The organism is Rhodococcus sp. FH8 (assembly GCF_019266085.1).
Taxonomy (GTDB): Bacteria; Actinomycetota; Actinomycetes; order Mycobacteriales; family Mycobacteriaceae; genus Rhodococcus_F; species Rhodococcus_F qingshengii.
On record NZ_LPNQ01000057.1, the window covers coordinates 1,538,197 to 1,554,403 of the forward strand.

A 16,207-nucleotide genomic window follows, 5' to 3' on the forward strand; every position below is an offset into this window, starting at 1 on the left:
GCCTACTCGCTACCGAGCGCCTCGCGCGTCATCGCCCAAAGCTTCTGTCGCGCAGGCTCGGTCAGTGACAAAGACGGGATAGTGAGGAAGCCGTGGAACAATCCTTCGAAGCGATGATGGCGCACCGAAACGCCAGCCGTCGCGAGCATCTGCGCATACGCGTCACCTGACGAACACGGCGGATCGAGTTCGGCTGTCACGACGACAGCAGACGGAAGACCGGCGAGCGTCTCCGCACGCGTAGGAATCACACGGGCGTCGTCGCGACCTTCAGGCGCGTACTGCTGCCAGTACCATTCCATCGCTGCGGTGGTGTTGTAGTGACCCGTGCCGTAGAGCCGATACGACTCGGTTTCGAAGTCGTCGTCGATCACGGGGTAGATGAGAACCTGAAGGGCGATTTCCGGACCACCCCGATCCCGAGCGGCAATAGCCACGGTCGCCGCGAGGTTCCCTCCCGCACTGTCGCCCACAAGTGCGATTTTACCTGCGTCGGAACCGTATTCGGCAGCATGCTCGCTGGCCCACGCCACCGCGGCGTAGACGTCGTCGTGGGCTGCCGGTGCCGGATGCTCCGGCGCCAACCGATAGTCGACGGCAACCACTACTGCGCCGACTCCCTGCGCCATCGATCGACAGAATTCGTCGTGACTGTCCAGATCGCAGAACACGAAACCGCCCCCGTGAGCGAAGACCACGAGAGGAACGTCGTTCGAGGTTCCATGCGGACGAAAGACGCGAATTGCCAGATCTCCACCGGGACCGTCGATTACGTGATTCTCGACTGAAAGCATGTCGGGAAGACCCGTCAGCGGCGCACGTCGGTTCCGAATCAGAGTTCGTAGCTCCGACGGCGGGACACTGGTGACATCCGGGAATCCAGCGTTGAGGGTTGCAAGCATCGTGGTGACTTCCGCTTGAATCGTCATATCGTCTCCTGGTCTCTCAGCCCGGCGGGTGGCGCTACGTCTGCGCCGGCATCCGCGTTTGTCCACTTGGCGTGTGATCACGTCAACGTAGATCGCCCACCACCAAGCAAGGAACCCGCTCTCCCGATCAGTGGTCCGTTTCCGCCGACGAGCACCGGAGGCGTCCGATCCACAGGGTTGCCTTCTTCACAAAGCAGAAAAAACATGTCATCATTCCTAATCGAAATAGCCTTGTCCAGGGCAGTTGTCCAACTTGACTACGGGATAGCAGAGGGAACACATGTCGCTCCAGCTCGAGGTCGATCCCGCAACGCCGAACGCCTTCCTCGACCGAGTCTCTCTGCTACTGGATGCGTTCGGCGGTCGAGATCGTCTCACCCTCGCCGAGATTGTCCGACGAACCGGGCTTCCAAGGTCTTCAGCCCACCGCATACTCGACCATCTGGTCCAACTTCGGTGGCTGCACCGCAGCGGCCGCGATTACACGCTCGGGTTGCGGCTCGTGGAACTCGGCTCGTTGGCCGTGTACCAGGACAGACTTCACTCAGCTGCGCATCCGCACCTGTACGAATTGCACCGGCGTACCGGACTGATCGTCGAGATGACGATTCTCGACGGCTCAAATGTGGTGTGCCGCGCCCACATGGCAGGTCGTTTCGCCAGCATGATTCCGAATCGGATCGGTTTCAGCACGCGCGCAGACGGAACTCTCGTCGGCAGGGTCCTCCACACCTTCAACAACGAGCGAGGAGAGGCGGCCGACGAGGTCCGAAAAACCGGCGTGGGATACGGCCGTGACACGCCGATCGACGGATTCGGCACGATCGCCACTCCGATCGGCCCGATCGGCGTCGCGACCTCCGCGCTGTCGATCTGCGGACCGCTCCGACAAATGCCGCTCGACGAGCGGAACTCGCCTCTCACCGGGCTTCTTCGGGAAACAGCCGCTTCCCTGTGGCGAAATGCGGGCGTCCGGACCACCGAAAGCATGCGAGCTCAGTAGGCACGAAGACTGGGCACGAAAACCTCGACAGCACAATTCTATTGGCGTGGGGCAGAATCTGGAGAGTTGTACCTCCGCACGCTCAGATCAACTTCCAACTACCGGCATTGACGGGCTGCGGCAAGCCGAGAGCGTTGGCGTCGCCTTGCGCGAATCGAGCGGCGGCCTCATCGATGTCATCGAGCAACTGAGCGGCGAGGTCGATCTCCATCTGAAAATGGCGGCCTATCCATCGCAGACTCATCTCGGTAAATGCCCAGGCGGGTTCATTCTCCGAGTTATCGGCGTGTTCGATTGCCTTGAGCTTCTTTGCCTCGAGGTTGTCGATGTGATCGAGCACTATCGACTTGAGCTGATCGGGGTCGTTGAGGTGGCCGACCCACAGTCTCAACATCACTCCATGTTTGAGAACGGGGGTTTCGATCTCCGATCGGCGTGACCATGATCTGAGAGCCTCGATACCGGATTTGGTTATCGTGAACACTCGTCGACGACGCCCACCCGATTCCGAAACCTCCCGCGAACTGACGAATCCCAGCGTTTCCAGCTTTTTGAGCTCGGTATAGACCTGGCTCACCGACGGGCTCCAGTAATAGAACCCGATGCTCCAGTCGGCCCAGCTTTTCAGATCGCTGCCACTGAGTTCTTCTCCGAATGTGAGCATTCCCAGCACTGCCCAACTTGTCGCGGGCAATGCCGGGTAACACGCAGTTGCGGGATCAGGCACCGGCCCAGACTAACAAGACGTCGACCATCTGACACCGACCTGCCCACCGAGTGGGCTGTTCACGAATTCGTGCAATCAGAAGAGGTTCAATCGCAGTTCGGAGACACCGCGGATAAAGGCCGTGCCACCCCACGTCACTCCACCGTCGACGAGCTCGGTCTTCGGCGCTTTGTCGATCAACGCATTCAGGATGGTCTTGATCTCCAGCCGGGCCAACCACGCACCGAGGCAAGCGTGCGCACCGTGACCGAACGTGATGTGGTCCCGGACATTTGACCTCGACCAGTCCAATCTGTCCGCGTTCGGACCGAATCGAGTTTCATCGCGGTTTGCCGACGCCAGCCACGTCACAATGTGATTTCCGGCCGGAATCACCGCATCTCCCACCGCGTAATCCTCGGGAGCAATGCGAATCATCAACTGCGCCGTCGGCTCATAGCGCAGGACTTCTTCTACCGCGTGATCGAGCAGTGCCCTGTCGTCGACGAGTCGTTCCCACTGATCACGATGGCCCATAAGTGCATTCATGGTGAGACCGACCTGATTGACTGTGGTGTCCAGTCCGGCGATGACCAAAGTCTGCACGGTAGCGGCAACTTGATCCGGCCCGATTATCTCGCCTTCGTCGCCGGCGGAGATGAAGTCCGACAGGATGTCGTCGCCAAGATTGTTGCGCTTCCAAGCGATAACGTCCTGAAGGTGTGCCGAGAAATCACGCTGAGCGGAAATGTAGTCGCTGGTCTGCTCGGCAGTCAGAAACGGATCGAGTAGGTTGAGTCCCTTACGGGTCCACTCGAACATCGTATCGGTGTCGGCAGGTACGGGGATACCGAAAATTTCGCAGACCAGGCGAATCGGTAGCGGATGAGCAACTTCCGTCACCAGCTCGATCTCGGAGCCCCGTCCATGATCGGCAAGCAACTCGTCGACGATTTCCTTCGCCCGCGCGTCGTAACGCTTGATTGCCCTGGGCGTGAACGGGCGCGCCAGTAGCTTGCGCAATGCCAGATGGTCCGGTGGATCCAGCTTCGACAACGATGGGCGCAACAAGTAGGCGTCGCTGCCACCGGCCGCCTTGATCCGCATATTGCGCGGTGCCTCGAGTGCATACTGTTCCGACGAACTCAGCGACTTGTCCGCCAGTGCGCGTTTCACGTCGTCGTAGGCGAAAAGCATGTATACGCCATTCGAATGCTGTTGTACCGGAGCAACTTCTCGCGCAATCGCGTACCGCGCGTACGGATCGGACAGGAAGCCTGGCTCCGTTGGATCGACCAATCCCGTTCTGAGCCAATCCGTTGTGTCATGAACCGCACGCTCCGAACCCACCGGCGAAGTCATAGTCAACCTCTCGTCCTCGACAAAATCACTCACACAAGATCTGGCAGATCATTGACGCCCTCGTAAAAATCCACAGCCGAATACCACTGGTGACGAGCGTCAGCGCTGCGCTGAACTGAACTGCGCAGAGCTTCACAGTCGGACTACGAGGCAACCAACAAACCGCCCGCTGTATGGGAAATGAAGTCGCGCTCCGGACGTCGGGTTGCCACATTCTCACTGAGCGGGCGGGAAGGTGCGCTCCTTGCTGCTCGAGGACAGAATTCCCAGACGTCTTCGCCGTGAATCAGTAAGGCGGCGAGATCAATTCCGGGCAATCGTCCCGAGAAGTGATGCGAACCGGTGTCGAAGCAGATTGGAAATTGCGCATGACCGAATATGTGAACCGCGCTGTGCGAGTCGTTCGAGCTCCCCGCGGCTTGCCTGTCGTAGAAGATTTTCGGATCGACGAGGTCCCGATCCGGCCGCCCGCGGACGGCGAAGTTCTGTTCCGCGCCCACTATCTTTCGATCGATCCGGCGATACGAAGACGCCTACCGTCCACCAGCTCTGCCCCCGGGCCGTTGGGAGCTGTTGCCGGTATCGGCGACGTCGTCTTGGCTGGAGTAGTGCCTGCGCACTCCGGTTTGGACGGCATCGCAGTCGGCGAAGTGATTTCTTCGCGGCATCCTGACTTTGCGGCAGGTGATTTGGTTCGAGGCGGCACGCACTGGCAGGTTTATCACACAATCAAAGGCGCTGCCCTGGACCGCATACCGAGGGAGAATCGAGCTTCCCTAGGAGATGAACTCGGAATTCTAGGACAGCCAGGATTTGTCGCACACTGCGGAATGCGGTTGGTCGCCGACGTCCGAGAGCGAGACACAGTCGTGGTTTCGGCGGCCGGCGGAGCAGTCGGCATGGTTGCAGGCCAAATCGCGAAGCTGGCGGGCGCCCGGGTGATCGGAATCGCCGGGGGTGAGAAGACCGAATACGTTGTGGAGGAATTGGGGTTCGACGCCTGCATAGATAGGAAGACGGCGAACATCGGCGAGCAGTTGGACGAATTGTGTCCGAAGGGCGTCGACGTCTATTTCGACAACGTCGGAGGCTCGATCACGCGAGCGGTTTTCGATCGCATGGCCGATTTCGGAAGGGTCGTCGTGTGCGGAATGATCAGCGAATACAACCAGGATGAAAGCGAAGTCGGGCCTCCCCTACGCCCTGTACTACGCAAACGTCTACGCATCGAAGGGTTCATCTGCTACGACCACTACGACCGGTACCCGGAGTACCGGGCGTGGGCGTCCGCTCGAATCGCCGAAGGTGGACTGCGCTACCGCAACGATGTCACCGAGGGCATCGAAAATGCCCCAGCGGCCTTGATCGGGCAGCTTTCGGGGCACAACCGGGGGAAGCAGTTGGTGAGGATTTGACAAAGGGAGACCACACGTCGTTGTGTGGTCTCCCTTTTCGATTCGTTCAGCCGATCAGGCGTCAGCCTCTGGGCCGAGCATCTACCTTGTCGTCATCGTCGTCGCGCTCGCCGGTTGCGAGCTGGACGCCGGATTTCTCGATGCTGCCGTCAGCACCTGACTTCTCGAGGTCGATCGGTGCATCACCGGTCGCAACCTCTTCGGCCTCAGGCTCTTCCGGTAGCGGCTTCTTGAGACTCAGGATGATCGAGCCTGCCAACACCACGATGATCACCGCGAGGCTGACCAGTGAGGGAATCTCGGGGATCGACGTGCTGATCACCTTGTGGCTGGCCTGCATGATCAGCTTCACGCCGATGAAGGCGAGGATGATCGACAGACCCTTGGACAGGTAGTGGAACTTCTCGAGCAGGCCCGAGAGCAGGAAGTACAGGGCACGCAGACCCAAGATCGCAAACGCGTTGCTGGAGTAGACGATGAATGGATCGTCACTCACTGCCAGCACTGCCGGGACACTGTCGACTGCGAACACGAGGTCGGCAGCTTCGATGGCGACGACGACGGCGAACAGTGGTGTTGCGACGCGCTTTCCGGCTTCCTTGACGAAGAACTTGGTTCCTGCGTATTCCTCACGGACCGGCATGATCTTGCGCAGCAAGCGAACCGCCAGCGAGGTTCCCGGATCGAAGTTCTCGTCGTCGTCCTTGAGCAGCTTGTAGGCGCTGTAGAGCAGGATGGCGGCGAAGACGAACAGCACGGCCGTGAACTTGCTGACCACGGCAACGCCGGCGGCGAGGAAGATACCGCGGAAGATCAGGGCGCCGATGACACCGAAGAACAACACGCGGTGCTGGTATTCACGGGGCACCTTGAAGTAACCGAAGATCAGGGCGAACACGAAGAGGTTGTCGACGGAGAGGCTCTTCTCCAACAGCCAGGCCGTGGTGAATTCGACGCCCGAGTTCACCCCCAAGGTCAGGGTGACGACCACCGCGAATACGAGAGACAAACCGACCCAGAGTGCACTCCACCAGGCCGCTTCCTTGAAGCCGATGACGTGCGCGCCGCGGTGGGCGAGCAGGTCGATGAGCAACATGACGACGATGACTGCGGCGAACGCGGCCCACGCCCACATGGGAACGTTCATCGCTGACCACCTACCCGAATGGCACTGATGACTGCGGTCACGGGGAGCTCCTTCACTGGGTTCGGACGGCCGTCTCGCCGTCTTCTCCAGTGTTCCTTGCCGACTTCTATCCATCCCGGTCGAAATATCGACGACTTTCACACCTGAAGTTGCCGAAACCATGCAATCTGAGGGTGTTGCGTCCGAAACCGCCGCTGGACGGCATCTTGTTCTAGCCTGGCAAGCATGAGCACCTCGTTGTACTACTCCGCCGTTCGCACCACACCGCTGACCGACGACGAGAAGGCCGAAGTCGACCGACTCATCGCCGTCCACAACGACGAATTTCCGTTCGACTACGAGGTCCTGGACCTCTATCCGTCGGATATCCCCGACACTCTGCTCAACGGTTCGACAAAGATCTCGAGCGACCCGACCGAGGTAATCCCTTCGCTCGTCTACTGGTTCAACGCTCTGACCGAACTCCGGCGAGCGGTGCCCGACGCAGACTGGGACGTTTCACTCGACGACACCCCCGCCGATTGGGATGACAGCTCCGGCTATTCGCTCCCCGGGCTCGACGACATGCAGTAGCGAGTCACGGGTTCGCCAGGAGGGCGGCTCCGTAGCTCTCCAGCGCGATGAGCGCCAACTCTGTTGGCAGCCGACGCTGGTCCACGCTGCGGTCTAACAGCTTTTCGGCCTGATCGAGTCGATACCGCACGGTGTTCTTGTGCAGACCGAGCGCCACGGCGGTAGCGGCTGCAGTGCAATTGTTCTCGTAATAGACCCGAACGGTGTCTCGGATACGCGTCGTGACGCCGTCCGCGCCGGCGAGGCCTTTCAATTCCCGAGCCACCAACGCACGCAGTTCGTCCAGATCTTCGGTGAGCAGACAGGGAACCTGAACATCTTCGTAGACGGTGACCCCCGGCGAACCCGTGGAACGGACCGCGATGCGCTGCGCGGCGAGAGCCTCGCGGTGACTGCGCGCGAATCCTTCCATTCCGTAACCGCTGGCCCCCACCGCGACACGAAGATCCGAATTCCGAGCACGATCGAGCGCCGCCCACTCATGGTCGTCGAAATGCGCGACCCACGACCACACCTCGCGCGCCCCCGAAGGCAGCGTCAGCACGCGCTCGGCATTCGACTCGTCCACAAAGGAACGCGCATACGAGTCCAATCGGGCCAATACGTCGGCGGCCGGATCGGTGTCGTCCGTCCAGAGAACAAACGCAGTGTGGTGGCGCCGCATCGGGTAGTCGAGAATCTGCGACACCTCATCGGAGTGAAGTGCTTCGCCTGCGACAATCGCGTGCACCGTCTCGGACCGACGCGCAAAAGCGCCGCGCGCCAAGCTCTCACGCTCCTTCGCATACGTTGCCACCAACAATTCGGTGGTCACTTCCAGCCATCTCATCGCCGAACCCCACACTCGGACCAGAAGTGCGCGCTTGAGTTCCGGACCGATCGGGAGTGCTTCTATCGACTCGTCGACGAAGCCCAGCATCGCGAGGCGTCCGGCACCGTAGATCTTGAGCAGGACTCGAAGATCCATACCGCGCCTGGCAACGGTGAGTGCAAGCGCAACCGACTCCGGCGGCGGCGTGACCTCCTGGGAACCGCCCGCGATCGCGGCCACGATGACGCGAAGCTGCGCCGCAGTGCTCGCATCCACATCGCGTCGTAGCTCCCGATCACCCGCCACTTCAGGATTGGCCACCGCAATGGCGTCGTCGATGCGTTGAACGAAACCGTCGATCACCTCCGGCTGGAGATAGATGGGCGCGAGATTTGCAATCCAGCCGTCCAACTCCGATGTGTCCATGGCGCCTCCCCGACTTGTCACCCTGATTGTGACTTAGTCACAAATCTATCGTCTCACTTCGGCCAAGAAGCCCTAGCAACCCGGTTTCGACTGGTCCACAATCACATCCCTGCAGATTCATCTCACTGCAACCAACCCCTATCTTTGGAGACGCTGGAGTAAATGAACAAACCTTTCGACGGTCAGGTAGTGGTCATCACCGGCGGCGCCCGGGGCATCGGATACGCCACCGCGAAGCGGCTGATCAGCCTGGGTGCGACGGTCGCGATCGGCGACATCGACGAAGCCACTCTCGCGCGAGCAGCCAAGGATTTGGGCATCCGCACGTTCGGGCGCCTCGACGTCACCGACCCCGCCTCGTTCTTCGACTTCCTCGACACCGTCGAAGGTGAACTCGGCCCGATCGACGTGCTGGTCAACAATGCGGGCATCATGCCGGTCGGACGGATCGTCGACGAGGACGACTCCGTGACCAGACGCATCATCGAGATCGACGTCCTCGGCGTGATCACGGGAACCAAGCTCGCATTGCGACGGATGCTTCCGCGCGGACGTGGACACGTCATCAACATCGCTTCGCTTGCAGGCGAACTCCCGTGCCCCGGTTTGTCGACGTACTGCGGCGCCAAGCATGCGGTGTTGGGCTTCACCGATTCTGTCCGCAAGGAAGTTCGTGGCACCGGAGTTCACATCTCGTCCGTGCTGCCGACGCTCACCAACACCCAACTCACCTCGGGCACTTCGGGAATGAAGGGATTCCGAGAGGTTCAGCCGGAGGAAATCGCCGAAGCCGTCGTCGGCTTGATCACCAAACCGCGCCCACGCGTACGCATTACGCGGGTGTCCGGGCTGCTCGTGCAGGCACAGGGCTTCTTCCCCCGGCGGCCGTACGAGGCATTGAGCCGACTGTTCGGCGTCGAGACGCAGTTTCTCGGCGACGTCGACACCGCGGCACGTGCTGCCTACGAAGAACGCGCCCGCGCAAGCTGATCAGGTCAGCTCGGTGGCCGGCCAGTCGAGCAGCTTCGCACCCAGTACGGCAGCGTGGAGCGCGAAGCTGTCGTTGGGATCGTTGACGTTCTGACCGGTGAGTTCACGGATGCGGTCCAACCGGTACGTCACGGCGCGGACGGACAAATGCAGGTCTCGGGCGGTCTTAGCCGTATTGCCGCCGGCGGAAAAGTACGCGAGCAGTGTGTCGATCATCGGTCCAGCGCCACCACGCGCCTCGAGCAGCGGTGTGAGAAGGGTGTGGATCAGGTCGGTGACCGCCGGTCTGTCGTTGACCAGAACCCGGTAGACCAGCAGGTCACGAGCATCGATGATCGGTGCGGTCAACGACAGGCGCTGCGCCAGGTCCAGTGCGTCCAGCGCCTCCCGGTACGACGCCACCACGCCCGAAGCGGTGGTTCGAGGGCGCCCGACAGCGATCTGCCACGTGCCGTCCAAAGGACGCCGCTGCAACTGCACTCGCCCGTCGTCATCGGTCCCCGGCCCGAGAGCCGACCGAATCCCTGCCAGCACGTGGTCGACGGCATCGCGATCCGGCGCCGCGAAAACGACCACCAGTTTGCCGCTCTTGCTGGCGACCAACGCATCGGCGTCACCCTTGCTACCCAGAACGGCACGTTCGACGGCGCGCACCAAAGGGTTGTCGTCGGTGAACTCACGGGCGGCGGTCACTACCGCCACGGCATGCGGACCACTGAGGTGGAGACCGAATCCTGAAGCGCGATCCAACAATCCGACGACGTCAGCGCCGCCGGTCAACAAGTCGTCGACGAACTCGCGGCGTGCCGATACCTGCGAGCGGACCAGAGAACGTCTGGCCAACTGAAACCCTTCGGCCAGTTCGGCGACGGCATCGTCGACGGCACGCAGCATCACTTCGCCGGCCGCGACGACGGCGTTCGGATCCGATTGTGCCGCAATAACAGCAGGCAGTTCACGCCACAGACGCCAGGCCGAGGAGAGATACAGATCGAGCAGGGCTCGCAGGGCGACACCCTGCTGCGCTGCTTCTTCCCCGCGAGCGCGGAAGCGGTGCAGCTGACGACGCTGCAGCGGCTTCCCCTCGCATACGGCGACACTGAGCACGTCCAGGAAATCACCCAGCAGTTCGACGGGTAGGCCACCGGCGTCATCGGCCCCCGCCGCGGCAACCCGGCGTATGGCGTCGTCAGGTACCCCGGTTCGGCTCACCCTCGCATTCTCTCACTGCCGGCAGCATTGCCTGGCGTCACGAAAGGCGCATCGAACCCGTGTCGATGTACCGCTGATGGAACGAGAATGCCTCGCCCAGGATGTGCGGCGTCTGCCCCGCACCCGGTTGAGCGTCGGCGCGAGCGATGTAATCGTGGAGCAGTGGCCGGAACTCCGGGTGAGCACACTTGTCGACGATCAGGCGCGCGCGTCGCCGCGGCGACAGACCGCGCAGATCCGCCAACCCCTGCTCGGTCACCAACACCTGAGTGTCGTGCTCGGTGTGGTCGACGTGCGGAACCATCGGCACGATCGCCGAGATCTCACCGCCGCGGGCCGTCGACGGGCTCAGGAACATGGACACGTAGCCGTTGCGGGCGAAGTCCCCCGAGCCGCCGATTCCGTTCATGATCTTCGTCCCCATGACGTGCGTCGAGTTCACGTTGCCGTAGATGTCGGCCTCGAGCATGCCGTTCATGGCGATGATTCCGAGTCTGCGCACCACCTCCGGGTGGTTGCTGATCTCCTGCGGACGGAGCGTGATGTGGTGGCGGTAGAAGTCGATGTTCGCGGTCAGTTCTTCGATGCCCTCTTCGGTGAGCGCCAAAGCCGTCGACGACGCATGCGCGACCGTTCCGTCCTTGATCAGCTTCAGCATCCCGTCCTGGATGACCTCGGAGTAGCAGGTCAGGCCGCGATACGGCCCCCGATCGAGCCCTCCGAGCACCGCGTTGGCGACATTGCCGATGCCCGCCTGCAGCGGAAGCAACGTATCGGCCGGCATCCGTTCGGCGCGCACCTCGAAGTCGAAGAATTCCAGGACGTGGCCGGCGATCGCCTCACTGACGGCGTCGGGTGCAGTGAGAGGGCTCGCGCTGTCACGGCAGTTGGTCTCGACAACGGCCACAACCTTCGTGGGATCCACTCGGAACGTGGTCTGGCCGATCCGGTCCTCGACACGAATGATCTCGAGCGGCTTGCGATGCGGCGGCAGCGCGGTGCCGTAATAGACGTCGTGAATACCTTCCATCGCCTCGGGCACCCACGAGTTGACTTCGAGGATGACCCTGTCGGCGACGTCCAGCCAGGTCTTGTTGTTGCCAATCGACGCGGAGGGAATCAGTTCCCCTGATTCGGTGATACCGGCGACCTCGACCACCGCGACGTCTACGTTGCCGTAGTAGCCCTCCCACACCTGCTGAGCCACGTGGGAGAGATGGATGTCCACGTAGTCCATACGACCCTCGTTGATCCGGCGACGTGCGGTGGCCTCGGACTGATACGGCATGCGCAGCGCGATTCCGTCGACCTCCGCGAGCAGCCTTTCGGTCTCGGTGGACACAGAAGCGCCGGTCAGGAGATTGATCGTGAAGTTCGATCCGTTGCCGCGGGTCCGGTGAATACGCTCGGCCAGGGCCGGAATGACAACCTTGGGTGTACCGGCGCTCGCGAAACCGCTGATCGCGACGGTGTCGCCCGGGTTGATGAACTTCACGGCGTCGGACGCAGACATCACCTTCGACGCAAACGCTGTGGCGCGAATGCGGTTGGAGGTGGCGTTGTGTCCGGTCTCACCGAAGGTTGAACTCACGGCACCAGGATAAACAGGGCACGTCGAAGCGATTTACGGGGATAACCCAGACAGAATCGCTCCGACGTGCTATGTGCACCGATCAGTTGACGACGCCGTACACGCCTTCGCCGACCAGGCTCGCAATTCGATATTTCTGGATCTTGCCCGACCCTGTCAGTGGGAACGCCTCCGCGCTGAACCACTCCTTGGGCGCCTTGTGGCGCGCCAGTCGCTCGGTGCAGAACTCGACCAGCTCGGCGGCGGTCGGTTGGTCGGACTCGTCCTTCCAGCGGATAACGGCGACAACTCGCTCACCCCACACCTCGTCGGGCACACCCACGACCGCCACGTCGAGAATCTTCGGATGTGTGAAGATCACGGACTCGACCTCACGCGGATAGATGTTCTCACCGCCGCGGATGATCATGTCCTTGAGGCGGCCGGTAACCCGGACGTATCCACGTTCGTCCATCGTCCCCAAATCGCCGGTATGCAACCAACCATCCTTGTCCACGGTGTCGGCCGAAGCCTCCGGATTACGGAAGTACTCGGTCATGACGAGGTACCCGCGCGCGCAGATCTCGCCTTGTTCGCCGAGCGGCACGCTGTCCCCGGTCACGACGTCGGAGATCTTCACTTCGACCTGCGGCAACGCGAGTCCGACCGTCTCCGACTTGTCCTCGGGGGTGTCGGCCGGGCTGGTCTGTGTGATGACGGGGCTGGCCTCGGTCTGTCCGTAGACGATGCTGAACCCCGCCCCGAAGGCCGACTCCACCGTGCTGACGAGTTCGGGCGGGACCGACGACCCGCCGGATACGACCACCGAACAGGCCGAAAAGTCGCGACTCGCGAAGCTGGCGTCGTTGATCATCGCGATCAGCATCGTCGGCACTCCACTGACCACGTCAGCGTGAAAGCGTTCCGCCGCATCGAGAACCGCAGTCGGATCGAAGTACTGGATCAGGCCGATGGACATTCTTCGCTGCGCGGCGCCGAGAACCAGGATGCCGCACCCGGCGGTGTGGAACAGCGGCATGGCCGACACAACCGAACCCCGCTCAGGGAATCGGCCTCTCCGACTCACGAAATCGGCATTGTTGACCAATCCGCGGTGATGCAACAGAGCACCTTTGGGAACTCCGGTGGTTCCCGACGTGTACTGGATCTGCGCATTGTCGTCAGGCGAGACTTCGGGCAGAGCGCCCCGCTCGCCCGCCCAACCTCGAACCTGGCGATCCCACTCCTCGAAGTTGACTGCGAGAACTTCTTCTCCCGAAATCGAAATCGCCTCGGATGCAACCGCTGCCATATCGCCACCGCGGAACTTTCCGGTGTGGAAGAGCCCCCGAGACTGGGACTGCGACAGGACGTACGCGAGTTCCTCCGCACCCAACGCCGGATTGGCGGTCACCAGAACCATCCCGGCGAGCGCGGCGCCGTATTGCAGAATCATCCATTCCGGAACGTTCGGAGCCCAGACAGTGATCCGATCTCCACAGTCGAACCGAGACAAGAGGTAGTGCGCACACCCCTCTGCTTCGTCGAGAAGCTCCGCGAAGGTCCACGTGCGATCGGTTTCAGCCGCCCCGGAAAGCGAATGCGATTGCGTCGGAACCACTTCTCTGATTGCAATCAGATTCGGCGAGTCCGCGGCGCACTCTCGCAGCAGCCCACCCACCGTTTGCTCCTCTATCGGGTCAGACACGTCAGCGGGGAAGTACGACGTTTCGAGAACACTGCTCATCTCACATCCACTTTCTATCGAGGAGGGGTGTCGGACGCGGGGAGCGGCCCGCCTCCGTCTGGAATCTTGCGTCCGGAATCGCGGTACTGAACCGCGGCATGGAATCCGTCGCGCTCGGCAAAATCCTTGAACCAGCGCCCCTCCGGGGAGTGACGCGTAATTCCGTCGAACAGGGTTGCCAGTACCTGGGTGCCTTGCAATCCCATGTTGTCGTACGCCTGGTTGATCATCATCTTCTGCATGGCCAACTGATTGAGCGGAACACCGGCGATGCGATCCGCCAACGCTTCCACCGCCGAGTCCAATTCGTCGGCCGGCACCGCTTCGAGCGCCAATCCCCAGTCAGCCGCAGTGACACCGTCAATGGTGTCTCCCGTCAACAGCATTCGCTTGGCACGCTGGGCTCCGAGCCGGTACACCCACATCGCCGTCGTCGGGCAACCCCACACACGCGCAGGCGGGTATCCGATGCGAGCGTCGTCGGCCATGATCAGCATGTCGCAGGACAGCGCGATGTCACTCCCACCGGCAATCGCATATCCCTGAACCTTGCAGATCGTCGGCTTGAGCGATCGCCAGAGCGTGAAGAAGTCGTCGGTGTTCTGCTTCATCCCGCGAAAGTCCTTGATGGGGTCCCAGACCGGGCCCTGGTTCCACTTTCCGTCAAGGTCGCCTTCGGCAAACTTCTTGAGGTCGTACCCGGCACAAAACGCCTTGCCCGCACCTTGCAAGACGATCACACGGACCTCGTCGTCGTCATTGGCTGCTGCCACCGCGTTTCGAATGTCCGACGGCATCCGGTCGTCGATCGCGTTGAGCCGATCGGGACGGTTGAGCGTGATATACGCTTTACCACCGGACGTCTCGTACTTCAGGGTCGCAAAATCCGTCATCATCGGTCCTGTCGACAGAGCGCGCCTCGCTCGGAACGAGTTGCGCTAGTTCTGGGTGAGGAGCAGGCGAACGACGCCTGCCCATTGACTGATCGAACGACGCGCAGACGCGTCGCTCTTCTGCACTGCCCGGGACAGCGCCAAACCACGGAGCATCAGCACCGTCAGATCTGCAATCTGCGAATAGTTCTCGGAAGCAACAATTTCGGGACCGAAAGCGTCGTGGACAACTCGCCGCAGATCCCGTCCGGCGATTCGCTCCGATTCCCGGAGCACCTCGGCCAACACCGGATCCGTCCGCGCTGCGGACCACAGTTCGAGTTCCGCTTGAAATGGCGGCTGAGTCAACGCCGAATACAGAGCGGAGATCGAGTTCTCGATCGTGTCAACCGACGAATCCTGCCGAGACATGGCAGCTCTTACCGCCACCTCGTTCCGTACGACGATGTTCGACACCAACGCCGCAGTGAGCTCCTGCATGTTCGGAAAGTGGTGCAGCAGAGCGCCCCGACTGACTCCGGCAGCGGTTTGCACCGACTGCGCCGTCAGAGATGAATAACCGTCCGCTATCAGTAAATCCGTTGCCGCATCGAGAATCCGGTGGCGCGTCGCTTCGCGCTGCACATCGCGCAGGGTCACGGTCTCACCTCCAACTTTTCGAGTGGCATGGATCACAGTTTCACAGTCCATTCAGACTGTCAATGGCCGAAAGCCTCCGGCGTACTCTCGATGCACCGGCCCTTCGGACTGATCGGAGCAACACGTGACGACCTCACCGCCGACCGTCTCGCTGACGCTCGACCAACTTGCTTCACGCGCTGCTTCCCTGATCACCGACGACGGTCGGAGAATCCTCGGCATCACGGGCGCACCGGGAGCCGGAAAGTCGACGGTGTCACAGGCAATTGTGCGGAAATTAGGTTCTCGTTGCTCCATCGTCGAGATGGACGGTTTTCATCTTGCCAATCGGGAACTCGACCGACTCGGCAGACATGAACGCAAAGGCGCACCGGACACCTTCGACGTCGACGGCTACGCGGCTCTACTACGCCGACTCCGAGCCTCGAACTCGACGGTCTATGCTCCGGTCTTCGATCGCGAGTTCGACGAATCAATAGGCAGCACAACGGCTGTCGATCCATGTACACCGCTGATAGTCACCGAGGGGAACTATCTCCTCCTACCCAGTGGTGGATGGCAGGAAGTGCGAGCAGCACTCGACGAGGTCTGGTATCTCGACGTTCCGGAGGAAACTCGGACGAAGCGCTTGGTGAAACGCCACAGCCGCTTCGGAAAGAGTTCCGAAGCGGCTGCAGAGTGGGTGAAACGGGTAGATCAGCCGAACGCCGAGTTGATCAGCGCAGTCAGGCCACGCGCGGATCTGATCGTCAGAATCGAACGGTCCGAGCCTCACTGATGTCAG

Annotated in this window: 15 protein-coding genes; 5 read left to right on the plus strand and 10 right to left on the minus strand. The window is 61.5% G+C overall.

The features are described 5' to 3' along the window. Positions 1-2 precede the first annotated feature (2 nt). Positions 3-929, minus strand: coding sequence for an alpha/beta hydrolase (locus ATN38_RS10160; protein ID WP_007730522.1), 927 nt, complete (start codon positions 927-929; stop codon positions 3-5). Between the two features lie 280 nt (positions 930-1,209). On the opposite strand from ATN38_RS10160, the gene ATN38_RS10165 reads away from it, so the two are divergent. Next, complete coding sequence (locus tag ATN38_RS10165) at positions 1,210-1,932, plus strand: IclR family transcriptional regulator (protein ID WP_007730520.1); 723 nt, start codon at positions 1,210-1,212, stop codon at positions 1,930-1,932. A gap of 82 nt (positions 1,933-2,014) precedes the next feature. On the opposite strand, the gene ATN38_RS10170 is transcribed toward ATN38_RS10165, so the two are convergent. Both ATN38_RS10170 and ATN38_RS10175 read right to left on the minus strand, forming a co-directional pair. Next, complete coding sequence (locus ATN38_RS10170; RefSeq protein ID WP_256931737.1) at positions 2,015-2,596, minus strand: PadR family transcriptional regulator; 582 nt, start codon at positions 2,594-2,596, stop codon at positions 2,015-2,017. A gap of 138 nt (positions 2,597-2,734) precedes the next feature. After that, positions 2,735-4,000: a cytochrome P450 gene (locus tag ATN38_RS10175; RefSeq protein ID WP_007730518.1), complete on the minus strand. Its 1,266-nt coding sequence runs from the start codon at positions 3,998-4,000 to the stop codon at positions 2,735-2,737. A 368-nt stretch (positions 4,001-4,368) separates the two neighbouring features. Between ATN38_RS10175 and ATN38_RS10180 the strand changes: the two genes are divergently transcribed. After that, on the plus strand, positions 4,369-5,415 hold the full coding sequence (locus ATN38_RS10180; RefSeq protein ID WP_047269440.1) for an NADP-dependent oxidoreductase: 1,047 nt from the start codon (positions 4,369-4,371) through the stop codon (positions 5,413-5,415). Between the two features lie 61 nt (positions 5,416-5,476). On the opposite strand, the gene ATN38_RS10185 is transcribed toward ATN38_RS10180, so the two are convergent. Next, positions 5,477-6,562 (minus strand): TerC family protein, encoded by a 1,086-nt coding sequence (locus tag ATN38_RS10185; protein WP_003942925.1) that lies wholly within the window; start codon positions 6,560-6,562, stop codon positions 5,477-5,479. A gap of 225 nt (positions 6,563-6,787) precedes the next feature. Between ATN38_RS10185 and ATN38_RS10190 the strand changes: the two genes are divergently transcribed. After that, the gene (locus ATN38_RS10190) at positions 6,788-7,135 is read left to right on the plus strand and encodes a hypothetical protein (RefSeq protein ID WP_030536118.1); all 348 of its coding nucleotides are present in this window, start codon (positions 6,788-6,790) and stop codon (positions 7,133-7,135) included. Positions 7,136-7,139: 4 nt separating this feature from the next. Here ATN38_RS10190 and ATN38_RS10195 read toward each other — a convergent pair whose 3' ends face one another. Further along, on the minus strand, positions 7,140-8,372 hold the full coding sequence (locus ATN38_RS10195; protein ID WP_042451555.1) for a CdaR family transcriptional regulator: 1,233 nt from the start codon (positions 8,370-8,372) through the stop codon (positions 7,140-7,142). Between the two features lie 162 nt (positions 8,373-8,534). On the opposite strand from ATN38_RS10195, the gene ATN38_RS10200 reads away from it, so the two are divergent. After that, positions 8,535-9,362 carry an SDR family oxidoreductase gene (locus tag ATN38_RS10200; protein ID WP_003942902.1) on the plus strand — a complete coding sequence of 276 codons (828 nt, stop codon included), beginning with the start codon at positions 8,535-8,537 and terminating at the stop codon, positions 9,360-9,362. Here the strand turns inward: ATN38_RS10200 and ATN38_RS10205 are convergent, their stop codons facing one another. The 5 genes from ATN38_RS10205 to ATN38_RS10225 all read right to left on the minus strand — a co-directional run bounded on the left by ATN38_RS10205 (position 9,363) and on the right by ATN38_RS10225 (position 15,423). Further along, a complete protein-coding gene (locus ATN38_RS10205) occupies positions 9,363-10,574 on the minus strand; it encodes a CdaR family transcriptional regulator (protein ID WP_042921490.1) in 1,212 nt (403 codons plus the stop codon). A gap of 37 nt (positions 10,575-10,611) precedes the next feature. Next, on the minus strand, positions 10,612-12,165 hold the full coding sequence (locus ATN38_RS10210; protein WP_218747916.1) for an acetyl-CoA hydrolase/transferase family protein: 1,554 nt from the start codon (positions 12,163-12,165) through the stop codon (positions 10,612-10,614). An 82-nt stretch (positions 12,166-12,247) separates the two neighbouring features. Beyond that, the gene (locus tag ATN38_RS10215) at positions 12,248-13,891 is read right to left on the minus strand and encodes an AMP-binding protein (protein WP_042451563.1); all 1,644 of its coding nucleotides are present in this window, start codon (positions 13,889-13,891) and stop codon (positions 12,248-12,250) included. A 14-nt stretch (positions 13,892-13,905) separates the two neighbouring features. After that, positions 13,906-14,784 (minus strand): crotonase/enoyl-CoA hydratase family protein, encoded by an 879-nt coding sequence (locus ATN38_RS10220; RefSeq protein ID WP_223304467.1) that lies wholly within the window; start codon positions 14,782-14,784, stop codon positions 13,906-13,908. A gap of 45 nt (positions 14,785-14,829) precedes the next feature. Next, the gene (locus tag ATN38_RS10225) at positions 14,830-15,423 is read right to left on the minus strand and encodes a TetR/AcrR family transcriptional regulator (protein ID WP_204855274.1); all 594 of its coding nucleotides are present in this window, start codon (positions 15,421-15,423) and stop codon (positions 14,830-14,832) included. A gap of 124 nt (positions 15,424-15,547) precedes the next feature. On the opposite strand from ATN38_RS10225, the gene ATN38_RS10230 reads away from it, so the two are divergent. Beyond that, the gene (locus tag ATN38_RS10230) at positions 15,548-16,201 is read left to right on the plus strand and encodes a nucleoside/nucleotide kinase family protein (RefSeq protein WP_007730507.1); all 654 of its coding nucleotides are present in this window, start codon (positions 15,548-15,550) and stop codon (positions 16,199-16,201) included. Positions 16,202-16,207 lie beyond the last annotated feature (6 nt).

Excerpts from the sequence above, each read along its gene's own strand:
- ATN38_RS10160 (WP_007730522.1), bottom strand. The coding sequence starts at position 929 with ATGACGATTCAAGCGGAAGTCACCACGATGCTTGCAACCCTCAACGCT.
- ATN38_RS10165 (WP_007730520.1), top strand. The coding sequence starts at position 1,210 with ATGTCGCTCCAGCTCGAGGTCGATCCCGCAACGCCGAACGCCTTCCTC.
- ATN38_RS10170 (WP_256931737.1), bottom strand. The coding sequence starts at position 2,596 with ATGCTCACATTCGGAGAAGAACTCAGTGGCAGCGATCTGAAAAGCTGG.
- ATN38_RS10175 (WP_007730518.1), bottom strand. The coding sequence starts at position 4,000 with ATGACTTCGCCGGTGGGTTCGGAGCGTGCGGTTCATGACACAACGGAT.
- ATN38_RS10180 (WP_047269440.1), top strand. The coding sequence starts at position 4,369 with ATGACCGAATATGTGAACCGCGCTGTGCGAGTCGTTCGAGCTCCCCGC.
- ATN38_RS10185 (WP_003942925.1), bottom strand. The coding sequence starts at position 6,562 with ATGAACGTTCCCATGTGGGCGTGGGCCGCGTTCGCCGCAGTCATCGTC.
- ATN38_RS10190 (WP_030536118.1), top strand. The coding sequence starts at position 6,788 with ATGAGCACCTCGTTGTACTACTCCGCCGTTCGCACCACACCGCTGACC.
- ATN38_RS10195 (WP_042451555.1), bottom strand. The coding sequence starts at position 8,372 with ATGGACACATCGGAGTTGGACGGCTGGATTGCAAATCTCGCGCCCATC.
- ATN38_RS10200 (WP_003942902.1), top strand. The coding sequence starts at position 8,535 with ATGAACAAACCTTTCGACGGTCAGGTAGTGGTCATCACCGGCGGCGCC.
- ATN38_RS10215 (WP_042451563.1), bottom strand. The coding sequence starts at position 13,891 with ATGAGCAGTGTTCTCGAAACGTCGTACTTCCCCGCTGACGTGTCTGAC.
- ATN38_RS10220 (WP_223304467.1), bottom strand. The coding sequence starts at position 14,784 with ATGACGGATTTTGCGACCCTGAAGTACGAGACGTCCGGTGGTAAAGCG.